Origin of the sequence: Pantoea sp. SS70, assembly GCF_029866845.1 — a bacterium.
In the GTDB taxonomy this organism is placed as follows: domain Bacteria; phylum Pseudomonadota; class Gammaproteobacteria; order Enterobacterales; family Enterobacteriaceae; genus Pantoea; species Pantoea leporis.
In genome coordinates this window covers 858083-878124 of record NZ_CP117199.1, presented here as the reverse complement: position 1 = coordinate 878124, position 20042 = coordinate 858083, and the positions used below count along the sequence as shown (strand labels likewise).

Below are 20042 nucleotides of genomic sequence, written 5' to 3'. Positions count from 1 at the left end.
ATTCCTGTGATATAGTCGCCTATCATCCAGAGTATCAACTCTGCTGAGGAGGTGTATGTGCAAAAGTATTGTGAGTTAGTTCGCCAGAAGTATGCCGAAATTGGTAGCGGCGACCTTGGGTATGTGCCAGACGCCATAGGTTGTGCGTTGAAGGCTCTCAACGATATTGCCGCTGATTCTGCGCTAAACTCTTCTCTCAGGGAACAAGCAGCGTATGCCGCTGCAAACTTATTGGTGAGCGACTATGTTGACGAATGAAGCCTACAAACCCATCAACTGCGATGATTACGACAACCTTGAACTCGCCTGCCAAAAACACTGGACGCTGTCGTTAGAGTTAAAAAACGGCGATCAGCTCAAGGCCAAAGCCGTGGACATGGTCTCACGTAAAAACGTCGAGTACCTTGCCGTCGATCTCTCAGGCGAGACCCGCGAAGTGCGGCTCGACCACATCGCCAGCTTCACACATCCGGAGCTGGGCACCGTCGTCGTCAGCGAAGACGAGTAAAACCTCTCTCGGGCGGGAATCACATCCCGCCCACCTCGCTTAAGGTTTTAACGAACTGTAATACGCCGATAAATCTGCCATATCCTGATCGCTCAATCCCGCTACAAACGCTTTCATCACTTCCGCCTGGCCGCCGCTCCGCTCGCCTTTTTTATAGGCTTGCAGTGAATGCAGCAGATAAGGCGCATGTTGCCCGGCCAGATTGGGATAGAGCGGCACCGCGCTTTTGCCCTCCGCACCGTGACACGCCATACAGCTGGCCGCTTTTTGCGCGCCCGCATTCACATCGCCGTCGGCCAACGCCGGCAGCACCGCAGCGAATAACGCCGCGGCCATCCAAAGTTTCATCATTGCTCTCCATTTTATTGTTGTGGTGACCAGATCGCCTGCCAGCCTTGCTCGTTGCTGGCTGCGCCTTCGCGGGTAATAAACAGCCCCGGCGCGCTAATTAACGTCTGGTTAAAATAAATCAACGGAATACGTTCGCGCTGCCAGGGCGCAACGCCCAGCTCTTGCCACAGCTTCTTCATCTCGCGGCCACCTGCGCGCCCCTGTATATGATAATAACCCTGCGCCTGGAAGCGGATCGTGATCGCTTCATCCGCTGCAGGCTGGCGCAGCTCGGCAATCCACGCATTCGCGTGCAGCGAACCTAAACCAGCGGGTAAATTAAGCGGCTGCGTGCGGTCTTGCCAGGTTAGCAAGTGCTGACTAAGTGAAGGCTGCGACGGTAACCAATAGAGTTGCTGGCGATAGCGGCGCAGCTCAAAAGCGCCGAAACGCAAACAAGGTTTGGCATCTTCACGGCTGTTGATGACTTCATCGGTGATGCGTTTCAACGCCTCGCGCGAAGGCATCGCGCCGCCCTGTTGAGCAATCCAGCGGCGTAACAGCGCATGACGCCGCGCTTCGCTCATGTTCATTAACGGCGGGAAGTGCAGCGCGCCCTGCGCATCGCTAAGCTGCGCCAGCTGTTCAGCCAGCAACTCGTCGAGCAGTTGCTCCTGCTCGCCACAGAGCGCGGCGCTGCGTGCACTGGCAGCACTGAAGTGCGGCCAGCGCGCCTGCAGCTGCGGCAGAATCTGCTGACGCAGGAAGTTGCGGTCATAGCGGCTATCGGCGTTGCTTTCATCTTCAATCCAGTGCAACTGGTGCTCGGCAGCATAGTTTTCCAGCTGCTGACGGCTAACGTCGAGCAACGGACGCAGATGCCGATGTTCACCCACCCTGCGCTGCAGCGGCATCGCGGCCAAACCCGCCGGTCCGCTGCCGCGTTTTAACGCCAGCAGCAGCGTTTCGGCCTGATCGTCAAGGTGCTGAGCAGTAAGTAAGTGTTCACCGGGTTGCAGATGCTGAAACAGCGCCTGATAGCGTGCTTCGCGGGCAGCCGCTTCAATGCCGTTGGCGCGGCCATCAACCTGCACATGCAGCACTTCACAGGGAATCTGCCACTGCTGGCAAACTTGCTGGCAATGCAGCGCCCAGCTATCTGCATTCGGGCTAAGACCATGATGGACATGTAACGCGCGCACGCGTAGCGCTGGCTGCTGACGTTGCCAGCAGACCAATTGATGCAGTAGCACGGTGGAATCAAGTCCGCCGCTGAACGCCAGCACATAGCCAGCGTCGGGTGTCAGCAGCGAAGCAAGATGAGATAAAGACATGAGCGCGTTCCGTCCGGGCGAGCCACCGAATTGCGGCTCGCGGCGGACGCTAGTTTACGCCTGATACAGCTCCAGCGGCAAACCATCCGGATCGGGGAAGAAAGTGCAGGCTTTACCGGTTAACGCATCGATACGAATCGGCTCGCACGTCACGCCCTTCTCCGCCAGCGCCGCTATGGACTGCTCAACATCATCAACGCAAAACGCCAGATGACGCAGGCCGCAGGCTTCCGGTCCACTAACGCGTGGCGGCGGCGAGGGGAAAGAGAACAACTCAATGGTGTAAACCCCGTTCAGGCCAAGATCGCCTTTCCACGAGTCACGCTCGGCGCGGTAATATTCACCCAACAATTCAAAGCCCAGCACATCACAATAAAACGCCTTACTGCGCTGATAATCGGTGGCAATAATGGCGATGTGATGGATCTGTTTAATTTGCAGCATAGCGACTCCGGTTTTCACACAAGCCGCTTACCCTACGTGGCAAATGCGGCGATGAAAAGAGGTGATTGTCCTAAGTTAGCCTTCGTCATCTTCACGCAATACGCGCACCAGATAACGCCCATCGTCCGTCAACGTCGCACCGTGAATGTCGGTCTCGAAGCCGGGATAGTGCCGGCCGATGGTGCATAGCATCAGCAGAAAATCGAGTACGGAACGGCTCTCTTCGGTGATCATCTCGCCCGGCATCACCACCGGCACGCCAGGCGGATACGGCAGAACCATGTTGGCGGAAATGCGCCCCACCAGCTCGCGAATATCCACCGTTTCCACCTGACCTTTTACCTGGCGCTGAAATGCCTGATGCGGCGTCATCTTCATCTCCGGCAGTACGTCGAACGCTTTCAACATCAGGCGCGGCAGATCATGTTGCAGGATCAATTGATGAATACCCTGCGCCAGCGTTTGAATGCGCATGTTGCGATAGAAGTCGGGATCTTCAGCGTAGAGATCCGGCAGCATATTTTTCACCCGCAGGTTGAGATCGTATGCGCGCTTAAACTCCGTCAGCCCACGCAGCACGCTCATCGCTTTGGTTTTATCGATGCCGATGCTGAACAGGAACAGCAGATTGTACGGCCCGGTTTTCTCCACCACGATGCCGCGCTGATCGAGGAACTTCGCCACCAGCGCGGCTGGAATGCCCTCTTCCGCCATGTTACCCAGCTCGCTCATGCCCGGCGTCAGAATGGTGACTTTGATCGGATCGAGATACATATGATCGCGATCGGCATGGGTGAAACCGTGCCAATCCTCCTCGCCCGGCTGGATCGGCCAGCATTCGGCCTGATCGACCTGCTCCGGCTGCCAGATATCAAAGAACCAGCCGTCAGACTCTTCCCGCAAGCGTTGAATCTCACGACGGAAATGGAGCGCACGTTCAACCGAGCGGTTGATCAGTCGCTTACCCGGATTGCCGCGCAGCATCGCCGCCGCGGTTTCAATCGACGAGACAATCGCGTAGCTCGGCGAGGTGGTGGTGTGCATCATGTAGGCTTCGTTAAAGGTGTGCTCGTCGTAATCGCCTTTGATGTGAATCAGCGAAGCCTGCGAGAACGCCGCTAACAGTTTGTGCGTCGATTGCGTTTCATAAATCACTTTGCCGGGAATACGATCGCCGCTCATGCCGCTTTTACCGGCATAAATCGGATGGAAATTGGTGTACGGCACCCACGCAGAATCAAAGTGGATCGATGGCACATCCAGCGTCTGTTTGATGAACTGCGTGTTGTACAGCAGGCCATCGTAGGTTGAGTTGGTGATCACCGCATGCACCGGCCAGCTAGCGCGCGGCGTGGCGTTGACCTTTTGCTGGATGTTGTCACGCGTAAACTCGCGCTGCGGAATGCCGCCCAGAATGCCCAGCGCGTTGCGCGTCGGTTTCAGCCAGATTGGGATGATATCGCTCATCATCAGCAAATGGGTCAGCGATTTATGGCAGTTGCGGTCAATCAGCACCGTGCTACCCACAGGCGCCGCATACATGCCGACGATTTTGTTCGAGGTCGAGGTGCCGTTGGTCACCATGTAGCTTTGCTCAGCGCCAAAGGTGCGCGCAACATACTCCTCCGCTTCCAGATGCGGGCCGGTGTGATCGAGCAATGAACCCAATTCCGTGACCGAGATCGAGACATCCGCTTTTAAGGTGTTCGAGCCAAAGAAGTCATAAAACAGGCTGCCCACCGGGCTTTTCTGGAAAGCGCTGCCGCCCATGTGACCCGGCGTGCAGAAGGTGTATTTGCCCTCTTTGACGTAGGTGAACAACGCTTTAGTTAGCGGCGGCGTGATGTTATCGATGTACTCATCGGTGTACTGACGAATATGCAGCGCGATGTCATCGGCAGCGCTCAGGGCATACTCGAAGAAGTGCAGCGCCATGCGCATCTCGTTGATGCTGACATCCATCTGCGAATGAGTGTTGATGAAGGCATAGAGCGGCAGATATTCATTAAGCTGATTGATGTCGCTACACAGCGCCAGACTGTAATCGTCCCAGTCAAAAATCACACCGCAGATACGCGGATTGTGTTCAATCAACTTCAGCAGGTCGCTGGCATTATTGGGGTAAACGGTTTGGAAGCCTTGCAGCTTGAGGGCAGCATCCAGTTCGCGAATAGGCTCATCTTTGTAGAAAGCGCCGTGCGGTCCCATGATCGCAATAATATTCAATGCTCACCTCCTGTGGTGTTGTGGCACTGAATAAGGATAGCGAAAACCGCGCGCGAATAAACCTGGAATGCTCTGCTGTTGAGTGATTGCAACCGAATGCTAATGCACTAGAAAAGCCACGATCAAGCCAAAGGGGACAGGAAAGAGCAGCCCGAAGAGCAAAGCGTCCGAGCCATGGATGGCGAGGCCGATCTGCATGGATGCAGTTATCCTTTGCGATCGGGCTGGTCTTTTCTGGACCTTGCACCGGAGTCACAGCGAAATCGTCGAACCAGGTAGCCATGGATGGTTACCCTACGGATGGCTGATCAGAATGGTGTTCGTTCGACATAAAAAAAGCGGACCGGGGTCCGCTTCTTGCTTAGCTCTGATGTATCAAGCGTAGCCGTAGTTCATCAGGCGCTGATAGCGACGGTTGAGCAACTCTTCGGTGCTCAGCACATCGAGATCGGCCAGATCGGCCAGCAGTTGCTGCTTAAGCGAAGCCGCCATATCTACCGGTTGACGATGCGCGCCGCCCAGCGGCTCAGGAATGATGGAATCGATCAGCTTCAGCTCTTTCAGACGCTCAGCTGTGATACCCATCGCTTCCGCAGCCAGCGGAGCTTTATCGGCGCTTTTCCACAGGATCGACGCACAACCTTCCGGTGAAATCACCGAGTAGGTGCTGTACTGCAGCATGTTGACTTTATCACCCACGCCGATTGCCAGCGCACCACCGGAACCGCCTTCGCCGATTACGGTACAAATCACCGGAATTTTCAGGCCAGACATTTCACGCAGGTTGCGTGCGATCGCTTCTGACTGACCGCGCTCTTCTGCACCCACGCCCGGATAAGCTCCCGGCGTATCGATGAAGGTGATCAGCGGCATCTTAAAGCGTTCAGCCATTTCCATCAGACGCAGCGCTTTGCGATAGCCTTCTGGTGCCGGCATACCGAAGTTACGACGAATTTTCTCTTTGGTCTCGCGACCTTTCTGATGACCAATGATCATCACTGGACGATCGTCAAGACGGGCAATACCGCCGACAATCGCTTTATCATCGGCATAAGCACGATCGCCAGCCAGTTCGTCGAAATCATCAAACGCGTTGCGGATATAGTCCAGTGTATAAGGACGCAGCGGATGACGCGCGAGTTGCGCCACTTGCCATGCGCCTAAATCGGAGAAGATTTTACGGGTCAGCTCAACGCTTTTTTCGCGTAAACGCTGCACTTCCTCATCCAAATTAATATCGTGTTTCTCATCCGAACGGCCAATCGATTTTAACGAGTCGATTTTCGCTTCAAGCTCTGCGATTGGCTGTTCAAAATCCAGGTAATTAAGACTCATAATGTTCCTGTTTTAGTCAAACTCCAGTTCCACCTGCTCCGATCCTACTAACGACCGCAAATCGTTGAGTAAACGATCGCTGGGCGAAATACGCCACGCTGCACCAAAGCGTAGCTTCGCTCGCGCATCGGCTCTCTGATAGTAGAGATGCACCGGAATGGTCCCGGAACGATGAGGCTCCAGAGACTGGCGGAGACGGTTTAAAAGCTGGTCATCAATTTGCCTGTCCGTCAGCGAGATAGCAAGTCCGCGCGCGTATTTTTCCCGCGCTTCGTCGATGTCCATCACTTCTCGAGCGGTCATTTTAAGGCCACCGCTAAAGTCATCAAAGCTGACCTGTCCACTGACGATCAGGATACGGTCCTTCTCCAGCAACTGCTGGTATTTATCTAACGCATCGGTAAATAACATCACTTCAAGACGACCAGAACGATCGTCAATGGTACAAATACCAATTCGGTTACCGCGTTTAGTGACCATCACGCGGGCGGCAATCACCAGCCCCGCCGCGACGGTTACTTTACCACGATCTGTCGGATGCATGTCTTTCAGCCGCATGCCGCCGACGTAACGCTCAATTTCTTTCAAATACTGGTTAATCGGATGTCCGGTAAGATAGAGACCCAAAGTCTCTCGTTCGCCATCCAGTTGAATTTGTTCCGGCCACGGCGTGATGCTGGCGTAGGATTTCTCTACCTGCTCTGGCTCTTCGGCCAGCACGCCAAACATATCGGCCTGGCCGATGGCTTCGGCTTTAGCATGCTGATCGGCCGCTTTTAATGCATCGCCGAGTGCACTCATCAAAGCCGCGCGATGCGGGCCGAGACGATCGAATGCGCCCGACATGATCAGTTTTTCCATTACGCGACGGTTGATCTTTTTGGTGTCGGTGCGCGCACAGAGATCAAACAACTCTTTGAAGTAGCCGCCTTCATTACGCGCATCAATGATCGCTTCGATCGGGCCCTCACCCACGCCTTTGATCGCGCCGATGCCGTAAACGATCTCGCCTTCGTCATTGACGTGGAACGGATACAAACCGGAGTTGATGTCTGGCGGCAACACTTTGAGGCCCATGCGCCAGCATTCGTCGACCAGGCCAACCACTTTCTCGGTGTTATCCATATCAGCGGTCATTACGGCCGCCATAAACTCTGCCGGATAGTGCGCTTTCAGCCACAGGGTTTGATAGGAAACCAGCGCGTAAGCGGCGGAGTGCGACTTGTTAAAGCCATAACCGGCAAATTTTTCTACCAGATCGAAGATTTTCATCGACAGCTCACCGTCGACGCCCATCTTCTCCGCGCCGTCCCGGAACACCGAACGCTGCTTCGCCATCTCTTCGGGTTTCTTTTTACCCATCGCACGACGCAGCATGTCCGCGCCGCCCAGCGTGTAGCCAGACAGCACCTGCGCAATCTGCATCACCTGTTCCTGATACAGAATGATGCCGTAGGTCGGCTCCAGCACCGGCTTCAGGGTTTCGTGCTGCCACTGAATATCCGGATAAGAGATCTCTTCGCGACCGTGCTTACGGTCAATGAAGTTATCTACCATGCCCGATTGCAGCGGTCCCGGACGGAATAGCGCAACCAGTGCGATCATATCTTCGAAGCAGTCAGGCTTCAGACGTTTGATCAGATCTTTCATGCCGCGCGATTCAAGCTGGAACACCGCCGTGGTTTCCGAGCGCTGCAGCATATCAAAGCTTTTCTTGTCATCCAGCGGAATGGCGGCGATATCAATCGGTGGCAAACCCTGCTTTTCACGGCGCGGGTTAATCATCTTCAGCGCCCAGTCGATGATGGTAAGCGTACGCAGGCCAAGGAAGTCAAACTTCACCAGCCCGGCATATTCCACGTCATTCTTATCAAACTGGGTAACCGGGAATTGCCCGTTTTCATCGCAGTAGAGCGGCGCAAAATCGGTGATTTTGGTCGGCGAGATCACCACACCACCGGCATGTTTACCGGCGTTACGCGTGACACCTTCCAGTTTGCGCGCCATGTCGATCAGCGCTTTCACCTCTTCATCAGCCTCGTAGATCTCCGGCAGCTGCGGTTCAGCCAGGAAAGCTTTCTCCAGCGTCATGCCCGGATCCGGCGGGATCAGTTTCGAGATACGATCAACAAAACCGTACGGATGACCGAGTACGCGTCCCACATCGCGGATGACCGCTTTCGCCGCCATGGTACCGAAGGTGATGATCTGCGATACCGCATCGCGTCCATACATATCGGCCACGTGATCGATCACCTGATCGCGCTTCTCCATGCAGAAGTCAACGTCAAAGTCAGGCATCGACACACGTTCCGGGTTCAGGAAACGTTCGAACAGCAGGTCAAACTCCAGCGGATCGATATCGGTGATTTTCAGCGCATACGCCACCAATGAACCGGCACCCGAACCGCGGCCTGGGCCGACGGGAATGCCGTTGTCCTTCGACCACTGAATAAACTCCATCACGATCAGGAAGTAGCCCGGGAAGCCCATCTGGTTGATAACAGTGAGTTCAATCTCCAGACGTTCATCATATTCCACGCGTTTTTCTGCGCGCACCGCCGGATCCGGGAAGAGGAATTCCATACGCTCTTCCAGGCCTTCACGTGACTTCGCCACGAGGAAGTCTTCAGTGCTCATGTCACCGGTGGGGAACTGCGGCAGGAAATATTCGCCGAGGCGCACCGTTACGTTACAGCGCTTAGCAATCTCTACGCTATTTTCCAGCGCTTCCGGAATGTCCGAGAACAGCTCGCACATCTCCTCTTCACTGCGCATATATTGCTGAGGACTGTAGTTACGTGGACGCTTGGGATCGTCCAGCGTATAGCCGTCATGAATCGCGACGCGGATTTCATGCGCATCAAAATCTTCTTCATTCAGGAAGCACACTTCGTTGGTGGCAACGACGGGAACGCCTTCGGCCACCGCCAGCTCGACGGCGGCATGCAGATACGCTTCTTCATCGGCGCGACCGGTGCGCATCAATTCCAGGTAATAACGATTCGGGAAGTGTTCCTGATAAAAGCTCAAACACTGCGCTACCATCGCGCTATTGCCGCGCAGCAGACTGCGGCCCACGTCGCCGCGACGTCCGCCAGACAGCAGAATCAGGCCTTCGCCCAGCTCCAGCAGCCAGTCGCGATCGATGATTGGGCCCGCAATGCCGTAACCGCGCTGATATGCACGTGAAATCAGCAAGGTCAGGTTTTGATAACCGGTGTTATTGGCCGCCAGCAGCGTTAACTGTGTCAGCTCATCGCCCATCAATTCGCTGGCAACCTGGAAGTCAGCACCAATAATCGGCTTGATCCCCGCGCCGTGTGCGCTACCGTAAAAACGCACCAGCCCGCACAGGTTGATGTAATCGGTAATGGCAATCGCCGGCATGCCCAGCGCAGCCGCCTTCTTGACTAAGGGTCCGGTTTTCGCCAGACCATCAACCATGGAGTAATCACTGTGGACGCGCAGATGTATAAAACGAGGTTCAGCCATATCAGTTTCCGGTTAAAACAGCGTCAGGCTATTAAAGCGTAGTTGGCTGGCGGGCTGCCAGCACATCGGCATCAATCAAGGCGTTACGCACCGGCGCAAAGCTGCGACGATGATGAGGTGTGGCGCCGTGCTGCGTCAGCTTTTCCATGTGCAGCGCGGTTGGATAGCCTTTGTGTTGCGCAAAGCCATATTGCGGGAACAGCAAATCCAGCTCGGTCATTTCACGATCGCGCGTGACTTTTGCGATGATCGAGGCGGCACTGATCGCTTGCACCAGGCTATCACCCTTCACCACCGCCTGCGAGGGCATCGGCAGCGCCGGGCAACGGTTGCCATCGATCAGTACGAAGTCCGGTGCAATGTGCAAACCCGCGACCGCGCGCTGCATCGCCAGCATGGTGGCGTGCAGAATATTGAGCTGATCGATCTCCTCTGGCTCGGCACGACCAAGGCTCCAGGCCAGCGCCTTCTCTGTGATCTCGTCATACAGCGCCAGACGACGCTTCTCGGAGAGCTTTTTCGAGTCGGCCAGTCCGGCAATCGGGTTGGCGGGATCGAGGATCACCGCCGCCGTGACCACGGCGCCAACCAGCGGGCCGCGCCCTACTTCATCAACGCCAGCAATCCGCTGCGCGTTGGGATAGATAAATTCAGCCATTGATAATCTCCAGTACCGCATCCGCCGCCTGCTCATCGGCATTCCAGCGAATCTGTTGATGCAGTTCGGTGAAGGTTTTCAGTAGCGCTTCGCGCTCCGGGCCAGCGTGCAGTAACGGCTCCAGCGCCGCGGCGAGCGCGTCGGGCTGGCATTCGTCCTGCAGCAACTCTTTCACCAGCTCGCGACCGGCCAGCAGATTTGGCAGGGAAACGTACGGCGTTTTTACCAGACGTTTTGCCAGCCAAAAAGTAGACGGCTTCATGCGATAACCGACCACCATCGGGCATTTCGCCAGCATGCACTCCAGCGCGGCGGTGCCAGACGCAAGAATAGCGGCATCGCTGGCCAGCATCGCCTGACGGCCTTTGCCATCCAGCAAATGCATCGGCAGTTCTGGCGCAACTTGCGCTTTGATCTGCTCAAACTGCGCGCGGCGTTTGGCGTTCACCAGCGGCACCACGATTTCCAGCGTGGGATAGCGCTGACGCAGCAGCTGCGCGGCGCGCAGGAAATCGGCGCTGAGCATTTCCACTTCGGCACCGCGACTGCCCGGCAACAAGCCAAGGCAAATCGCCTCGTCAGCAATGCCTAACTCGCGGCGCGCCGCCAGCTTATCGGGCTGCAGCGGCATCGCATCAGCCATGGTGTGGCCGATAAAGCGGCACGGCACGTTAAAGCGATCGTAAAACGCTTTTTCAAACGGCAGGAATGCCAGCACCAGATTGGTGTTGCGGCCGATTTTGAAAACGCGCTTTTGACGCCATGCCCAAACGGAAGGGCTGACGTAATGAATAGTGCGAATACCCGCGCGCTTGAGACGGCCTTCCAACGTGATGTTGAAATCCGGCGCATCAATGCCCACGAACACATCCGGCTTGAGTTCGGTGAAGCGCTGCGTCAGGTCACGACGAATTTTCAGCAGACGCCGCAGGCGTCCCAGCACTTCGACGATGCCCATCACCGCCAGCTCTTCCATCTCATACCAGGCTTCGCAGCCTTCGGCCTGCATCAGCGGACCGGCCACGCCAACAAAGCGCGCATCAGGATGGCGCGCTTTTAACGCACGGATGAGACCTGCACCAAGAATATCGCCGGAGGTTTCTCCGGCGACCAGGGCAATCGTTAGGGGACGCGCTGACATGGATTAACGAATCAATCCACGCGTTGAACGGGCAAAGAAGTCATAGAAAGGCTGCACTTCACTGTGTTGTTTCGCCAGCTCTTCAATCTCTGGTTTCACTTCATCCAGCGTTTTGCCGCTGCGGTACAGCAGTTTGTACGCGTTGCGAATGGCATGCAGCGCTTCTTTGCTAAAGCCGCGACGCTTCAGACCTTCGATGTTGATACCGTATGGCGTTGCGTGGTTGCCCTGCGCAATGACATAAGGCGGCACATCCTGCGCGACGCCTGAACAACCGCCAACCATCACGTGAGCACCAATGGTGCACCACTGATGTACCGCCGTCATGCCGCCGATAATCGCAAAATCATCAACGGTGACGTGACCGCCCAGCGTGGCATTGTTAGCAAAGATGCAGCGATTGCCGATCACGCAGTCATGCGCAATGTGAGCATTCACCATCAGCAGGTTATCGCTGCCGACTTTAGTCACATTGCCGCCCTGTGTGGTGCCACGATGAATGGTGACGCTCTCGCGGATGCGGTTACGATCGCCAATTTCAACGCGCGTCGGTTCGCCCGCATATTTCAGGTCCTGATTCACTTCACCGATGGAAGCGAACTGGTAGATCTGATTGTCTTTGCCTATACGCGTGTGGCCGTTCACCACCACGTGCGATTTGAGTACGGTTCCTTCACCAATTTCCACATTAGCGCCGATAAAGCAAAACGGGCCGATGTGAACATTGGCGCCGATGGCGGCACCCTCTTCAATGACAGAACTGGGATGGATATTGGCGGTTGAATCAATCACTTATTATGCCTCCCGGCTACGGGCACACATCATGGTCGCTTCACAGACAATTTTGCCGTCCACGGTCGCCACGCCTTTAAAGCGCGTCAGACCACGACGGGTTTTCTCGAAGGTCACTTCCATGATCATCTGATCGCCCGGCACAACCGGACGTTTGAAACGGGCTTCATCGATACCAGCGAAGTAATAGAGTTCGCCTGGTTCCAGTTTCCCAACGCTTTTGAACGCCAGAATACCGGTCGCTTGCGCCATCGCTTCCAGGATCAGAACGCCTGGGAAAATCGGCTTACCAGGGAAATGTCCCTGGAAAAACGGTTCGTTAACAGAAACGTTCTTCACCGCGCGCAGATATTTATGCTCTTCAAAATCCAGCACGCGATCAACCAGCAAGAAAGGATAGCGGTGTGGCAGCAGTTCTAAAATCTCTTCAATTTTCAGAGTATGCGTTTCAGTAGTCAAAATACTCTTCCTGTCCTAAAAATCTGATGGCATCAATAACACGGCCTGCACCGATCAAAATGATCTTCCGCAGGCCGCAAATTAGTTCGGGGCGTTTCGCTTTCTTACGATACCTGCTGCCATTCTCGGGTTACCGAAGGTGGAAGAAAGTACACTTCTTGTTATGAAAGCAAGTAGCGTGGGATGCGTTTAGTCGTCTTTACCGACCTTACGTTCGATGGCTTTTAAGCGTTTGCTTATTTCATCGATGTTCATCACCAGCGCTGCTGTTTTACGCCAGGTTTTGTTGGGTTGCAGTGGAATACCCGACGAATATACGCCTGGCTCTGTGATCGGGCGCATTACCATGCCCATGCCCGTTACGGTCACTTTGTCACAGATTTCCATATGGCCGTTAATGACGCTGGCGCCGCCAATCATACAGTAACGTCCAATCTTCAGACTACCCGCCATGATCACACCACCCGCAACAGCGGTGTTATCACCAATCACGACGTTGTGCGCAATCTGACACTGGTTATCTATGATAACACCATTGCCGATCAGAGTGTTATCCAGCGCGCCGCGATCGATGGTAGTACAGGCACCAATTTCAACCCGATCACCAATCACGACGGTACCCAGCTGCGGGATTTTCACCCAATTGCCGCGATCGTTAGCATACCCGAAACCATCAGCACCAATGACGGTGCCGGACTGAATCAGACAATCCTGACCAATCTGGATTTCGTGATAAATCGTGACGTTAGCCCACAAACGTGAGCCGCGACCGATACGCGTCTGCTTACCAACAAAACATCCTGCGCCAATAACGACGTCGTCACCCAGCTCTACGCCAGACTCGATCACCGCATTTGCGCCTACCGAAACGTTGTTACCCAGCTTAGCCGTTGCATCTATCACCGCGCTGGGCGCGATATTCTGCGCGGGCTGCGGCGTGGTGTCCAGCAGTTGTGCCATGCGGGCATAAGTCAGGTAAGGATTTTTCACCACCAGGGCGGCCGTTTTACACCACTCCAGATCCGCTTCCGTCAGCACCACGGCTGAAGCCTGGATAGTAGCGAGCTGCTCGCGGTAGCGGCTGTTTGCAAGAAAAGTGATTTGGCCAGTTGTGGCGGATTGCATAGAAGCAATGCCGGAGATGACGATATCGCCATCTCCGTGCAATTCTGCATCCAACTGCTGGGCTAAATCAGCCAGTCGAATTGATGACATCAATTATTTAACCTGTTTTACAACGTCAGCAGTGATGTCTTTAGCATCAGAAGAAGAGTACAGCACGGCCTGAGAGTCCAGAACCAGATCGTAACCTTCGCTTTTCGCTACAGACTGAACAGCGGTCTGGATTTTAGCCAGCAGCTTGTTACGCTCCTGCATCTGACGAGTTTGGTTGTCTTTGTCAAAAGCCTGTGCTTTTTGTTCAAAGGCAGCACGCTCAGAAGAGATTTGCTTCTCTTTCTTGGTGCGGTCGCTCGCTTTCATGGTCGATGCATTACGCTGCAGATCCTGAATTTCTTGCTGGATCTTCTGCTGCTGAGACTGGAGGTCAGAGGCGCGGCTCTGGAATTCACCTTCAAGCTGTTTAGCAACAGCGGCACGCTGCGGAGACTGCTGGAAAACCTGGCTCAGGTTTACGACGGCAACTTTATCAGCCGCTTGGGCACCCGCAGAAGCAGCTAATGCAACACCCAGAGCAGCAGCACAGAACAACTTTTTCACTATAAACTCCTTACCTCAACGTGTGTGTTTGCAGCGCGCCGCACTATCAGGCAGCACGCATGCAAGACGGTATTTTCACTTCCCTGCTCAGAGCCTTACCAGGTTTTACCAATGTTAAACTGGAATTGCTCTGACTTGTCTCCCTCGACTTTCTTCATCGGCTGGGCGTATGAGAAGACCAGCGGTCCTAACGGTGACATCCACTGCAGTGCCACACCGGCAGAGACGCGAATGTTATTAGGATCGCTGTAATCTGGCACACCCGCCGCGCGTGTTTCCGCAGTGTTCTGCCATTTGGTATCCCAAACGGTACCGGCATCCATAAACACTGAGGTACGCACGGAATTCGCATACTTCTCGCTCAGGAACGGCGTTGGCGTAATCAGCTCCAGGCTGGCAATCGCCATGGCGTTACCACCGACCGCATCGTCCGACTTACAGACGCCGTTTGGATCAGAGATATTACAGTTTGACGAGCCATCGTTCAGGTACGCAGCTTTAGGACCAATGGTGTTGGACTGGAAGCCACGAACCGTGCTCGAACCACCGCCGTAGAAGTTCTCATAGAACGGCATCTCTTTTCCATTAAGTCCGTCACCATATCCTACACGGCCACGGCCTAACACCACCCACGTACCATCGCGGTTCAGCGGCACATATTGCTGGCTATCCAATGTCGCTTTATAGAACGCATTATCAGAGCCTGGAATCGTCACTTTACCGTTCAGGTTGGTACGGTTACCGCGCGTAGGGAAGAAGCCGCGGTCTAAAGTGTTATAGGTCCAACCGTAGTTGAAGGTGAAATCATCTGCAGAGAAATCACCGTCATCGTTCAAGCCCTGATGGCGACCGACCGAATCGAGATAACGCCACATCGCAACCTGAGGACGCATGTTGGACAGGTCGTTATGCACATAACCTAAACCAACACGCAGCGTATTATTTTCATTGACCGGGAAGCCCAGCGTACCGTCGAGACCATAACTTTTGTTGGTATAGTCAGACAGATCGGCGTTATCAGCTTTAAAGTCGTTATAGAACAAACGACCGCCAAGGCTCACGCCGTCGACCGTGAAGTATGGGTCGGTCAGTGAGAACTCAGCATAGGTCTGGTAATCGTTTTTGGTACCGCTGATGCCAACAGTGTTACCGGTGCCGAGCCAGTTTTCCTGGGTCACGCCCACCTGGAAGCTGACGCCACTTTCAGTACCGTAACCGACACCAAAGTTGAAAGTACCGGTGTTACGCTCTTTCACCTTGTAGACCACATCAACCTGATCCGGCGCACCCGGAACACGTTGCGTATCCACATCCACGGTTTCGAAGTAACCGGTACGATTCAGACGCTCTTTACCCTGATCGACGAGGTCGCTGCCCAACCAGGCACCTTCCATCTGACGCATTTCACGGCGCAGTACGGAATCTTTTGAGGTGTCGTTACCTTCAAAGCGCACTTTACGCACGTAGTAACGGTTGCCCGCATCCACGTTGATGTGCAGCTTGACGGTTTTGTCAGCATCGTTGATTTCTGGCTGCGTCATTACGCGCGGATAGGCGTAACCGTAGCGACCCAGCAATTTCTTGATGTCATCTTCCATCTGGGTGACTTTAGTGCCGTTATACAGCTCACCCGCTGGAATCCTGGTCATCTTTTCGATTTCAGCAGAATGGCCCGCCATGCTGCCGTTCACGATCACGCCGGCAATCTTGTACTGATCGCCTTCGTTGATGTTCACGGTGATGTAGATGCCTTTCTTATCTGGCGTCAGGCTCACCTGCGTGGAATCGATGTTGAAACGCGCATAACCGCGATCCAGATAGAAGCTGCGCAGGGTTTCGAGATCGCCCGCTAACTTCTGTTTCTGGTATTTACGATCGCCCACCACGTTCCACCATGGCACTTCGTCACGCAGTGAGAAGCGCGAGATCAGTTCATCAGAGGTAAATGCTTTATTACCGACGATGTTGATCTGCTGGATCTGCGCTGAAACGCCTTCCTGGAAGACGAATTTCAGATCCACACGGTTGCGCGGCAGCGGCGTAGCAATCGCTTTGACGCTGGCGGTGTATTTACCGACGCTGTAGTAGAAGTCTTCCAGACCCTTCTCGATTGAAGAGAGCGTGGTGCGGTCCAGCGCTTCGCCAACGCGCACGCCAGAGGCTTCGAGGTTCTGTTTCAGCTGATCTTCTTTCACCGCTTTGTTGCCGGAGAAAGTGATGTTGGCAATGGTTGGACGCTCTTTCACCTGAACAATCAGGGTTGTACCGTCACGCAGAACCTGCACATCTTCAAAGTTACCGGTGGCGAACAGTGAGCGAATGGTGTTTCTGACATCATCGTCATTCACCGTATCACCGACACGTACCGGCATGCTGAGCAGAGCCGCGCCGACGGCGACTCGCTGGAGACCTTCGAAATGAATGTCCTTCACTACGAAATCGTCTGCACCGTAAACGGTGGCGCTGCTAAACAGCAGCGACGCTATGAGCAACTTTTTCATCGCCATCGTTGTTATGCGTTTTCCTAACACATCCCGCGCCTGTATGCGTTCCAGCTATTACAGACGTGAGAAATCATTGAAAAGTGCAAGCCCCATTAACAGCACTAGCAAGATTGAGCCAATGCGATAACTAAAGTCCTGAACTCGCTCGGACACCGGTCCACCTTTGATCTTTTCGATCGCCAGAAAGAGCAGATGACCACCATCTAAAACCGGCAGAGGGAACAGGTTAATGATGCCCAGGTTGACGCTGATCAGCGCCAGGAACATCAGGTAATAAATCACCCCGTACTCTGCTGATAACCCGGCACCCTGCGCGATCGAAATCGGCCCGCTCAGGTTATTCAGCTTCACATCCCCGATTATCAACTTGCCCAGCATGGAGACTGTTAGCTTCATCAACTGCCAGGTTTTTACACTGGCTTCGCCGATCGCCGCAAAAGGTCCATACTGCCTTACCGTTTTGTACTCATCAGGCAGCGGAATCACACGCGGGATGACACCCGCGAAGCCTTCCGCTTCATTGCCCGGTTTCGCTTCCGGCGTTAACGTCAACGCCACAGGTTCGCCGTTGCGCTCGATATCTAGCGCCATGTTTTTGCCCGGATTATCCCGCACCTGTGCCGCAAAAGCCTGCCACTGTGATAATGGCTGACCATCGACTTTAACGATCCTATCGCCCGCTTGCAAACCAGCATTGCTTGCCGGTGAGTTTGCCTGAACTTCGGCTAAGGTCGTTTCAATCTGCGGCCCACGTGGACGAATACCTAAAGCGACCACCGGATCCTGTTTATCAGGCTCAAATTGCCAATCGCGCAAATTTAATTGCTTTTGCTGCGTGGCTTCTTCGCCAAATTGCGAGACGGTAAGCGTGGCATCGCTGTCGCCGATTTTACCGATCAGCGCCATACGCACAGCATCCCAATCAGGCGTTTCGATACCATCTACCGCTTTAAGTTCCATGCCGGAGGTAATTTGCGCTTCGGCAGCGACGGAACCGTTCAGAATTTCACCAACTACAGGACGCACACCCGGCACGCCGTGAATAAACACGACCCAGTAAGCAAAGATGGCGAAGATGAAGTTGGCGATAGGACCGGCTGCGATAATCGAAGCACGTTGCAGCACAGTTTTATTGTTGAAGGCTTGATGACGTAGTTCGGCGGGAACGCTTTCAACGCGTTCGTCGAGCATTTTGACGTAGCCGCCAAGAGGGATCAGCGCGATGACATATTCGGTGCCCTGACGATCGCTGCGACGCCACAGCGCTTTACCAAAGCCAATCGAGAAACGTTCAACTTTAACACCGCAGCGGCGCGCCACCCAGAAATGGCCAAACTCGTGCACGGTAATTAGCACGCCAAGCGCCACGATAAAGGCGGCAAAACTCCAGAGTATACTCAACATCGCCAGCTATCCTCAGAGGGTGCGAAACACCAACAGCAGCAGGCAGGCAAACACCGGCACCGCAGCAGTCAGGCTATCAATACGATCGAGAATACCACCGTGCCCCGGAATCAAGTTACCGCTGTCTTTAATGCCCGCTTCACGCTTGAACATACTTTCTGTCAGGTCGCCCAATACCGATGCCAGCGTCGCAATCACCGCACAGATAATGAGCGTGCCCGGCGCCACCGAAAGCGGTGCCAGCAGAGCAAACAGCCAGGCGATGATGGCAGATGACAATAGGCCACCGAAGAAACCTTCCCAGGTTTTACCCGGAGAGACTTTTGGTGCCAGCTTGTGTTTGCCAAACAGGCGACCAAACATGTAAGCACCGGAATCTGCGCCCCAGACAAGGAACATCACGAACAGCAGCCACCATGCGCCGGCGAAATGGTCAGTATCGTAATGATACTGACGCAGCGCCATCATGCCCCAGAAGAACGGTATCAAGGTGAGCACGCCAAACAGCAGGCGCAGCGTACGTGAGTGACGCCACAACGCGGCAGAAGCGGGATAGAACAGTACTAAGATGAGCGCGACAATCCACCACAACAGCGATGCCCAGAGCGAGCCTTCCATCTGGAATTGGTGCAGATTGCGTTGATAGGGTTCAAGGGTAAAGAGCATCGCGGACAGCAACAGGCCGCAAAGCACGGCCAGCCAGATACGTTGCTGACGCGTTTTCATGCCGGCAAACTGCCCCCATTCCCAGGCGGCAAGCATGCAGATGATGATAGTGATAATCGCAAAACCGGACAGGGGTAACCAGAACAGTGCAGCGATCACCAGCGGAATCAAAATTAACGCGGTAATCAGACGAGACTTCAGCAAAGGTTACCCCCAAATTGCTTAGGCGCCGCCTGGTGCAGTACCGCCATAGCGTCGCTCCCGCGTAGAGAATGCATTCAGTGCACCTTCAAAAACGTTTTCATCAAAATCAGGCCAAAGAACATCGGTAAACCAAAACTCAGCATAGGCGATTTGCCACAGCAGGAAGTTGCTAATCCGATGCTCTCCCCCGGTCCTTATCACTAAATCCACTGGCGCCAGCTCCTGCATACACAGATACGGAGCCAGGCTTTCTTCGGTAATCTGGTCAGGACGCAGTAAACCTTCCTGAACCTGTTCGGCCAATTTTCTGGCACCCTGGATAATATCCCAACGGCCGCCATAGTTGGCAGCAATGTTTAGGGTCAGTCCATTATTTTGCTGAGTCAGTTCCTCGGCGCGGCGAATGCGTTCCTGAATTCGGTTATTGAAACGACTGATATCGCCAATAATGCGCAGACGCACATTGTGTTTGTGCAGGCTTTTGACTTCGCTGTCGAGCGCCCAGACAAACAACTCCATTAACGCTGTCACTTCCTGAATCGGACGGCTCCAGTTTTCACTGCTGAACGCATAAAGCGTGAGCGCTTCCAGTTTATGGCTAACCGCAAAGCTGACAGCCCGGCGTACTGATTTTACCCCGGCTTTGTGGCCTGAAATACGCAGTTTGCCCTGATTTTTTGCCCAGCGACCATTACCATCCATAATGATGGCCACGTGACGTGGCGTACAGTACGACTCGTCATCGATTGTGTTGTGATTGTTGGACGACATAACGCGTAATAATTCCTTTCATCAGAAATGCTGTGGTTTCTGAATACATTGC

At 54.4% G+C, this 20042-nt stretch carries 18 protein-coding genes; 2 read left to right on the top strand and 16 right to left on the bottom strand.

All coding sequences use genetic code 11. The features are described from left to right. The first annotated feature begins 57 nt into the window (after window positions 1-57). Together PO881_RS03895 and rof are read left to right on the top strand one after the other, a co-directional pair. Entirely contained in the window at window positions 58-258 is a 201-nt protein-coding gene (locus tag PO881_RS03895; RefSeq protein WP_036622231.1) for a YaeP family protein, read from the top strand. Beyond that, a complete protein-coding gene (gene rof / locus PO881_RS03890) occupies window positions 245-508 on the top strand; it encodes a Rho-binding antiterminator (RefSeq protein ID WP_101762034.1) in 264 nt (87 codons plus the stop codon). The genes PO881_RS03895 and rof overlap by 14 nt, the downstream gene beginning before the upstream one ends. A gap of 39 nt (window positions 509-547) precedes the next feature. Here rof and PO881_RS03885 read toward each other — a convergent pair whose 3' ends face one another. The 16 genes from PO881_RS03885 to ispU form a co-directional block, all read right to left on the bottom strand. After that, complete coding sequence (locus tag PO881_RS03885; protein WP_280172871.1) at window positions 548-856, bottom strand: cytochrome c; 309 nt, start codon at window positions 854-856, stop codon at window positions 548-550. A gap of 14 nt (window positions 857-870) precedes the next feature. Further along, window positions 871-2172: a tRNA lysidine(34) synthetase TilS gene (tilS, locus tag PO881_RS03880; protein WP_280172483.1), complete on the bottom strand. Its 1302-nt coding sequence runs from the start codon at window positions 2170-2172 to the stop codon at window positions 871-873. 54 nt (window positions 2173-2226) lie between these two features. Beyond that, entirely contained in the window at window positions 2227-2616 is a 390-nt protein-coding gene (locus tag PO881_RS03875) for a VOC family protein (RefSeq protein ID WP_210080834.1), read from the bottom strand. Between the two features lie 75 nt (window positions 2617-2691). After that, window positions 2692-4842, bottom strand: a complete 2151-nt coding sequence (locus PO881_RS03870; RefSeq protein WP_280172482.1) for a lysine decarboxylase LdcC — start codon at window positions 4840-4842, stop codon at window positions 2692-2694. Between the two features lie 375 nt (window positions 4843-5217). Next, window positions 5218-6177, bottom strand: a complete 960-nt coding sequence (gene accA / locus PO881_RS03865; protein ID WP_280172481.1) for an acetyl-CoA carboxylase carboxyl transferase subunit alpha — start codon at window positions 6175-6177, stop codon at window positions 5218-5220. Window positions 6178-6189: 12 nt separating this feature from the next. Continuing rightward, entirely contained in the window at window positions 6190-9672 is a 3483-nt protein-coding gene (dnaE, locus tag PO881_RS03860) for a DNA polymerase III subunit alpha (protein WP_192235645.1), read from the bottom strand. Window positions 9673-9703: 31 nt separating this feature from the next. Beyond that, window positions 9704-10330: a ribonuclease HII gene (rnhB, locus tag PO881_RS03855; RefSeq protein WP_137385194.1), complete on the bottom strand. Its 627-nt coding sequence runs from the start codon at window positions 10328-10330 to the stop codon at window positions 9704-9706. Then, the gene (gene lpxB, locus PO881_RS03850; RefSeq protein ID WP_101762041.1) at window positions 10323-11471 is read right to left on the bottom strand and encodes a lipid-A-disaccharide synthase; all 1149 of its coding nucleotides are present in this window, start codon (window positions 11469-11471) and stop codon (window positions 10323-10325) included. The genes rnhB and lpxB overlap by 8 nt, the downstream gene beginning before the upstream one ends. A 3-nt stretch (window positions 11472-11474) precedes the next feature. Beyond that, window positions 11475-12263 (bottom strand): acyl-ACP--UDP-N-acetylglucosamine O-acyltransferase, encoded by a 789-nt coding sequence (gene lpxA, locus PO881_RS03845; protein WP_280172480.1) that lies wholly within the window; start codon window positions 12261-12263, stop codon window positions 11475-11477. A gap of 3 nt (window positions 12264-12266) precedes the next feature. Then, the gene (gene fabZ, locus PO881_RS03840) at window positions 12267-12722 is read right to left on the bottom strand and encodes a 3-hydroxyacyl-ACP dehydratase FabZ (protein WP_007893924.1); all 456 of its coding nucleotides are present in this window, start codon (window positions 12720-12722) and stop codon (window positions 12267-12269) included. A 189-nt stretch (window positions 12723-12911) separates the two neighbouring features. Further along, window positions 12912-13937 (bottom strand): UDP-3-O-(3-hydroxymyristoyl)glucosamine N-acyltransferase, encoded by a 1026-nt coding sequence (gene lpxD, locus PO881_RS03835; RefSeq protein ID WP_110867574.1) that lies wholly within the window; start codon window positions 13935-13937, stop codon window positions 12912-12914. 3 nt (window positions 13938-13940) lie between these two features. Continuing rightward, complete coding sequence (locus PO881_RS03830) at window positions 13941-14441, bottom strand: OmpH family outer membrane protein (protein ID WP_007893920.1); 501 nt, start codon at window positions 14439-14441, stop codon at window positions 13941-13943. 95 nt (window positions 14442-14536) lie between these two features. After that, the gene (gene bamA / locus PO881_RS03825; RefSeq protein ID WP_210080979.1) at window positions 14537-16948 is read right to left on the bottom strand and encodes an outer membrane protein assembly factor BamA; all 2412 of its coding nucleotides are present in this window, start codon (window positions 16946-16948) and stop codon (window positions 14537-14539) included. A 51-nt stretch (window positions 16949-16999) separates the two neighbouring features. Further along, complete coding sequence (gene rseP, locus PO881_RS03820) at window positions 17000-18349, bottom strand: sigma E protease regulator RseP (protein WP_101762045.1); 1350 nt, start codon at window positions 18347-18349, stop codon at window positions 17000-17002. Window positions 18350-18361: 12 nt separating this feature from the next. Then, window positions 18362-19219, bottom strand: a complete 858-nt coding sequence (gene cdsA, locus PO881_RS03815; protein ID WP_101762046.1) for a phosphatidate cytidylyltransferase — start codon at window positions 19217-19219, stop codon at window positions 18362-18364. Between the two features lie 18 nt (window positions 19220-19237). Next, a complete protein-coding gene (ispU, locus tag PO881_RS03810; RefSeq protein ID WP_007893909.1) occupies window positions 19238-19990 on the bottom strand; it encodes a (2E,6E)-farnesyl-diphosphate-specific ditrans,polycis-undecaprenyl-diphosphate synthase in 753 nt (250 codons plus the stop codon). Window positions 19991-20042 lie beyond the last annotated feature (52 nt).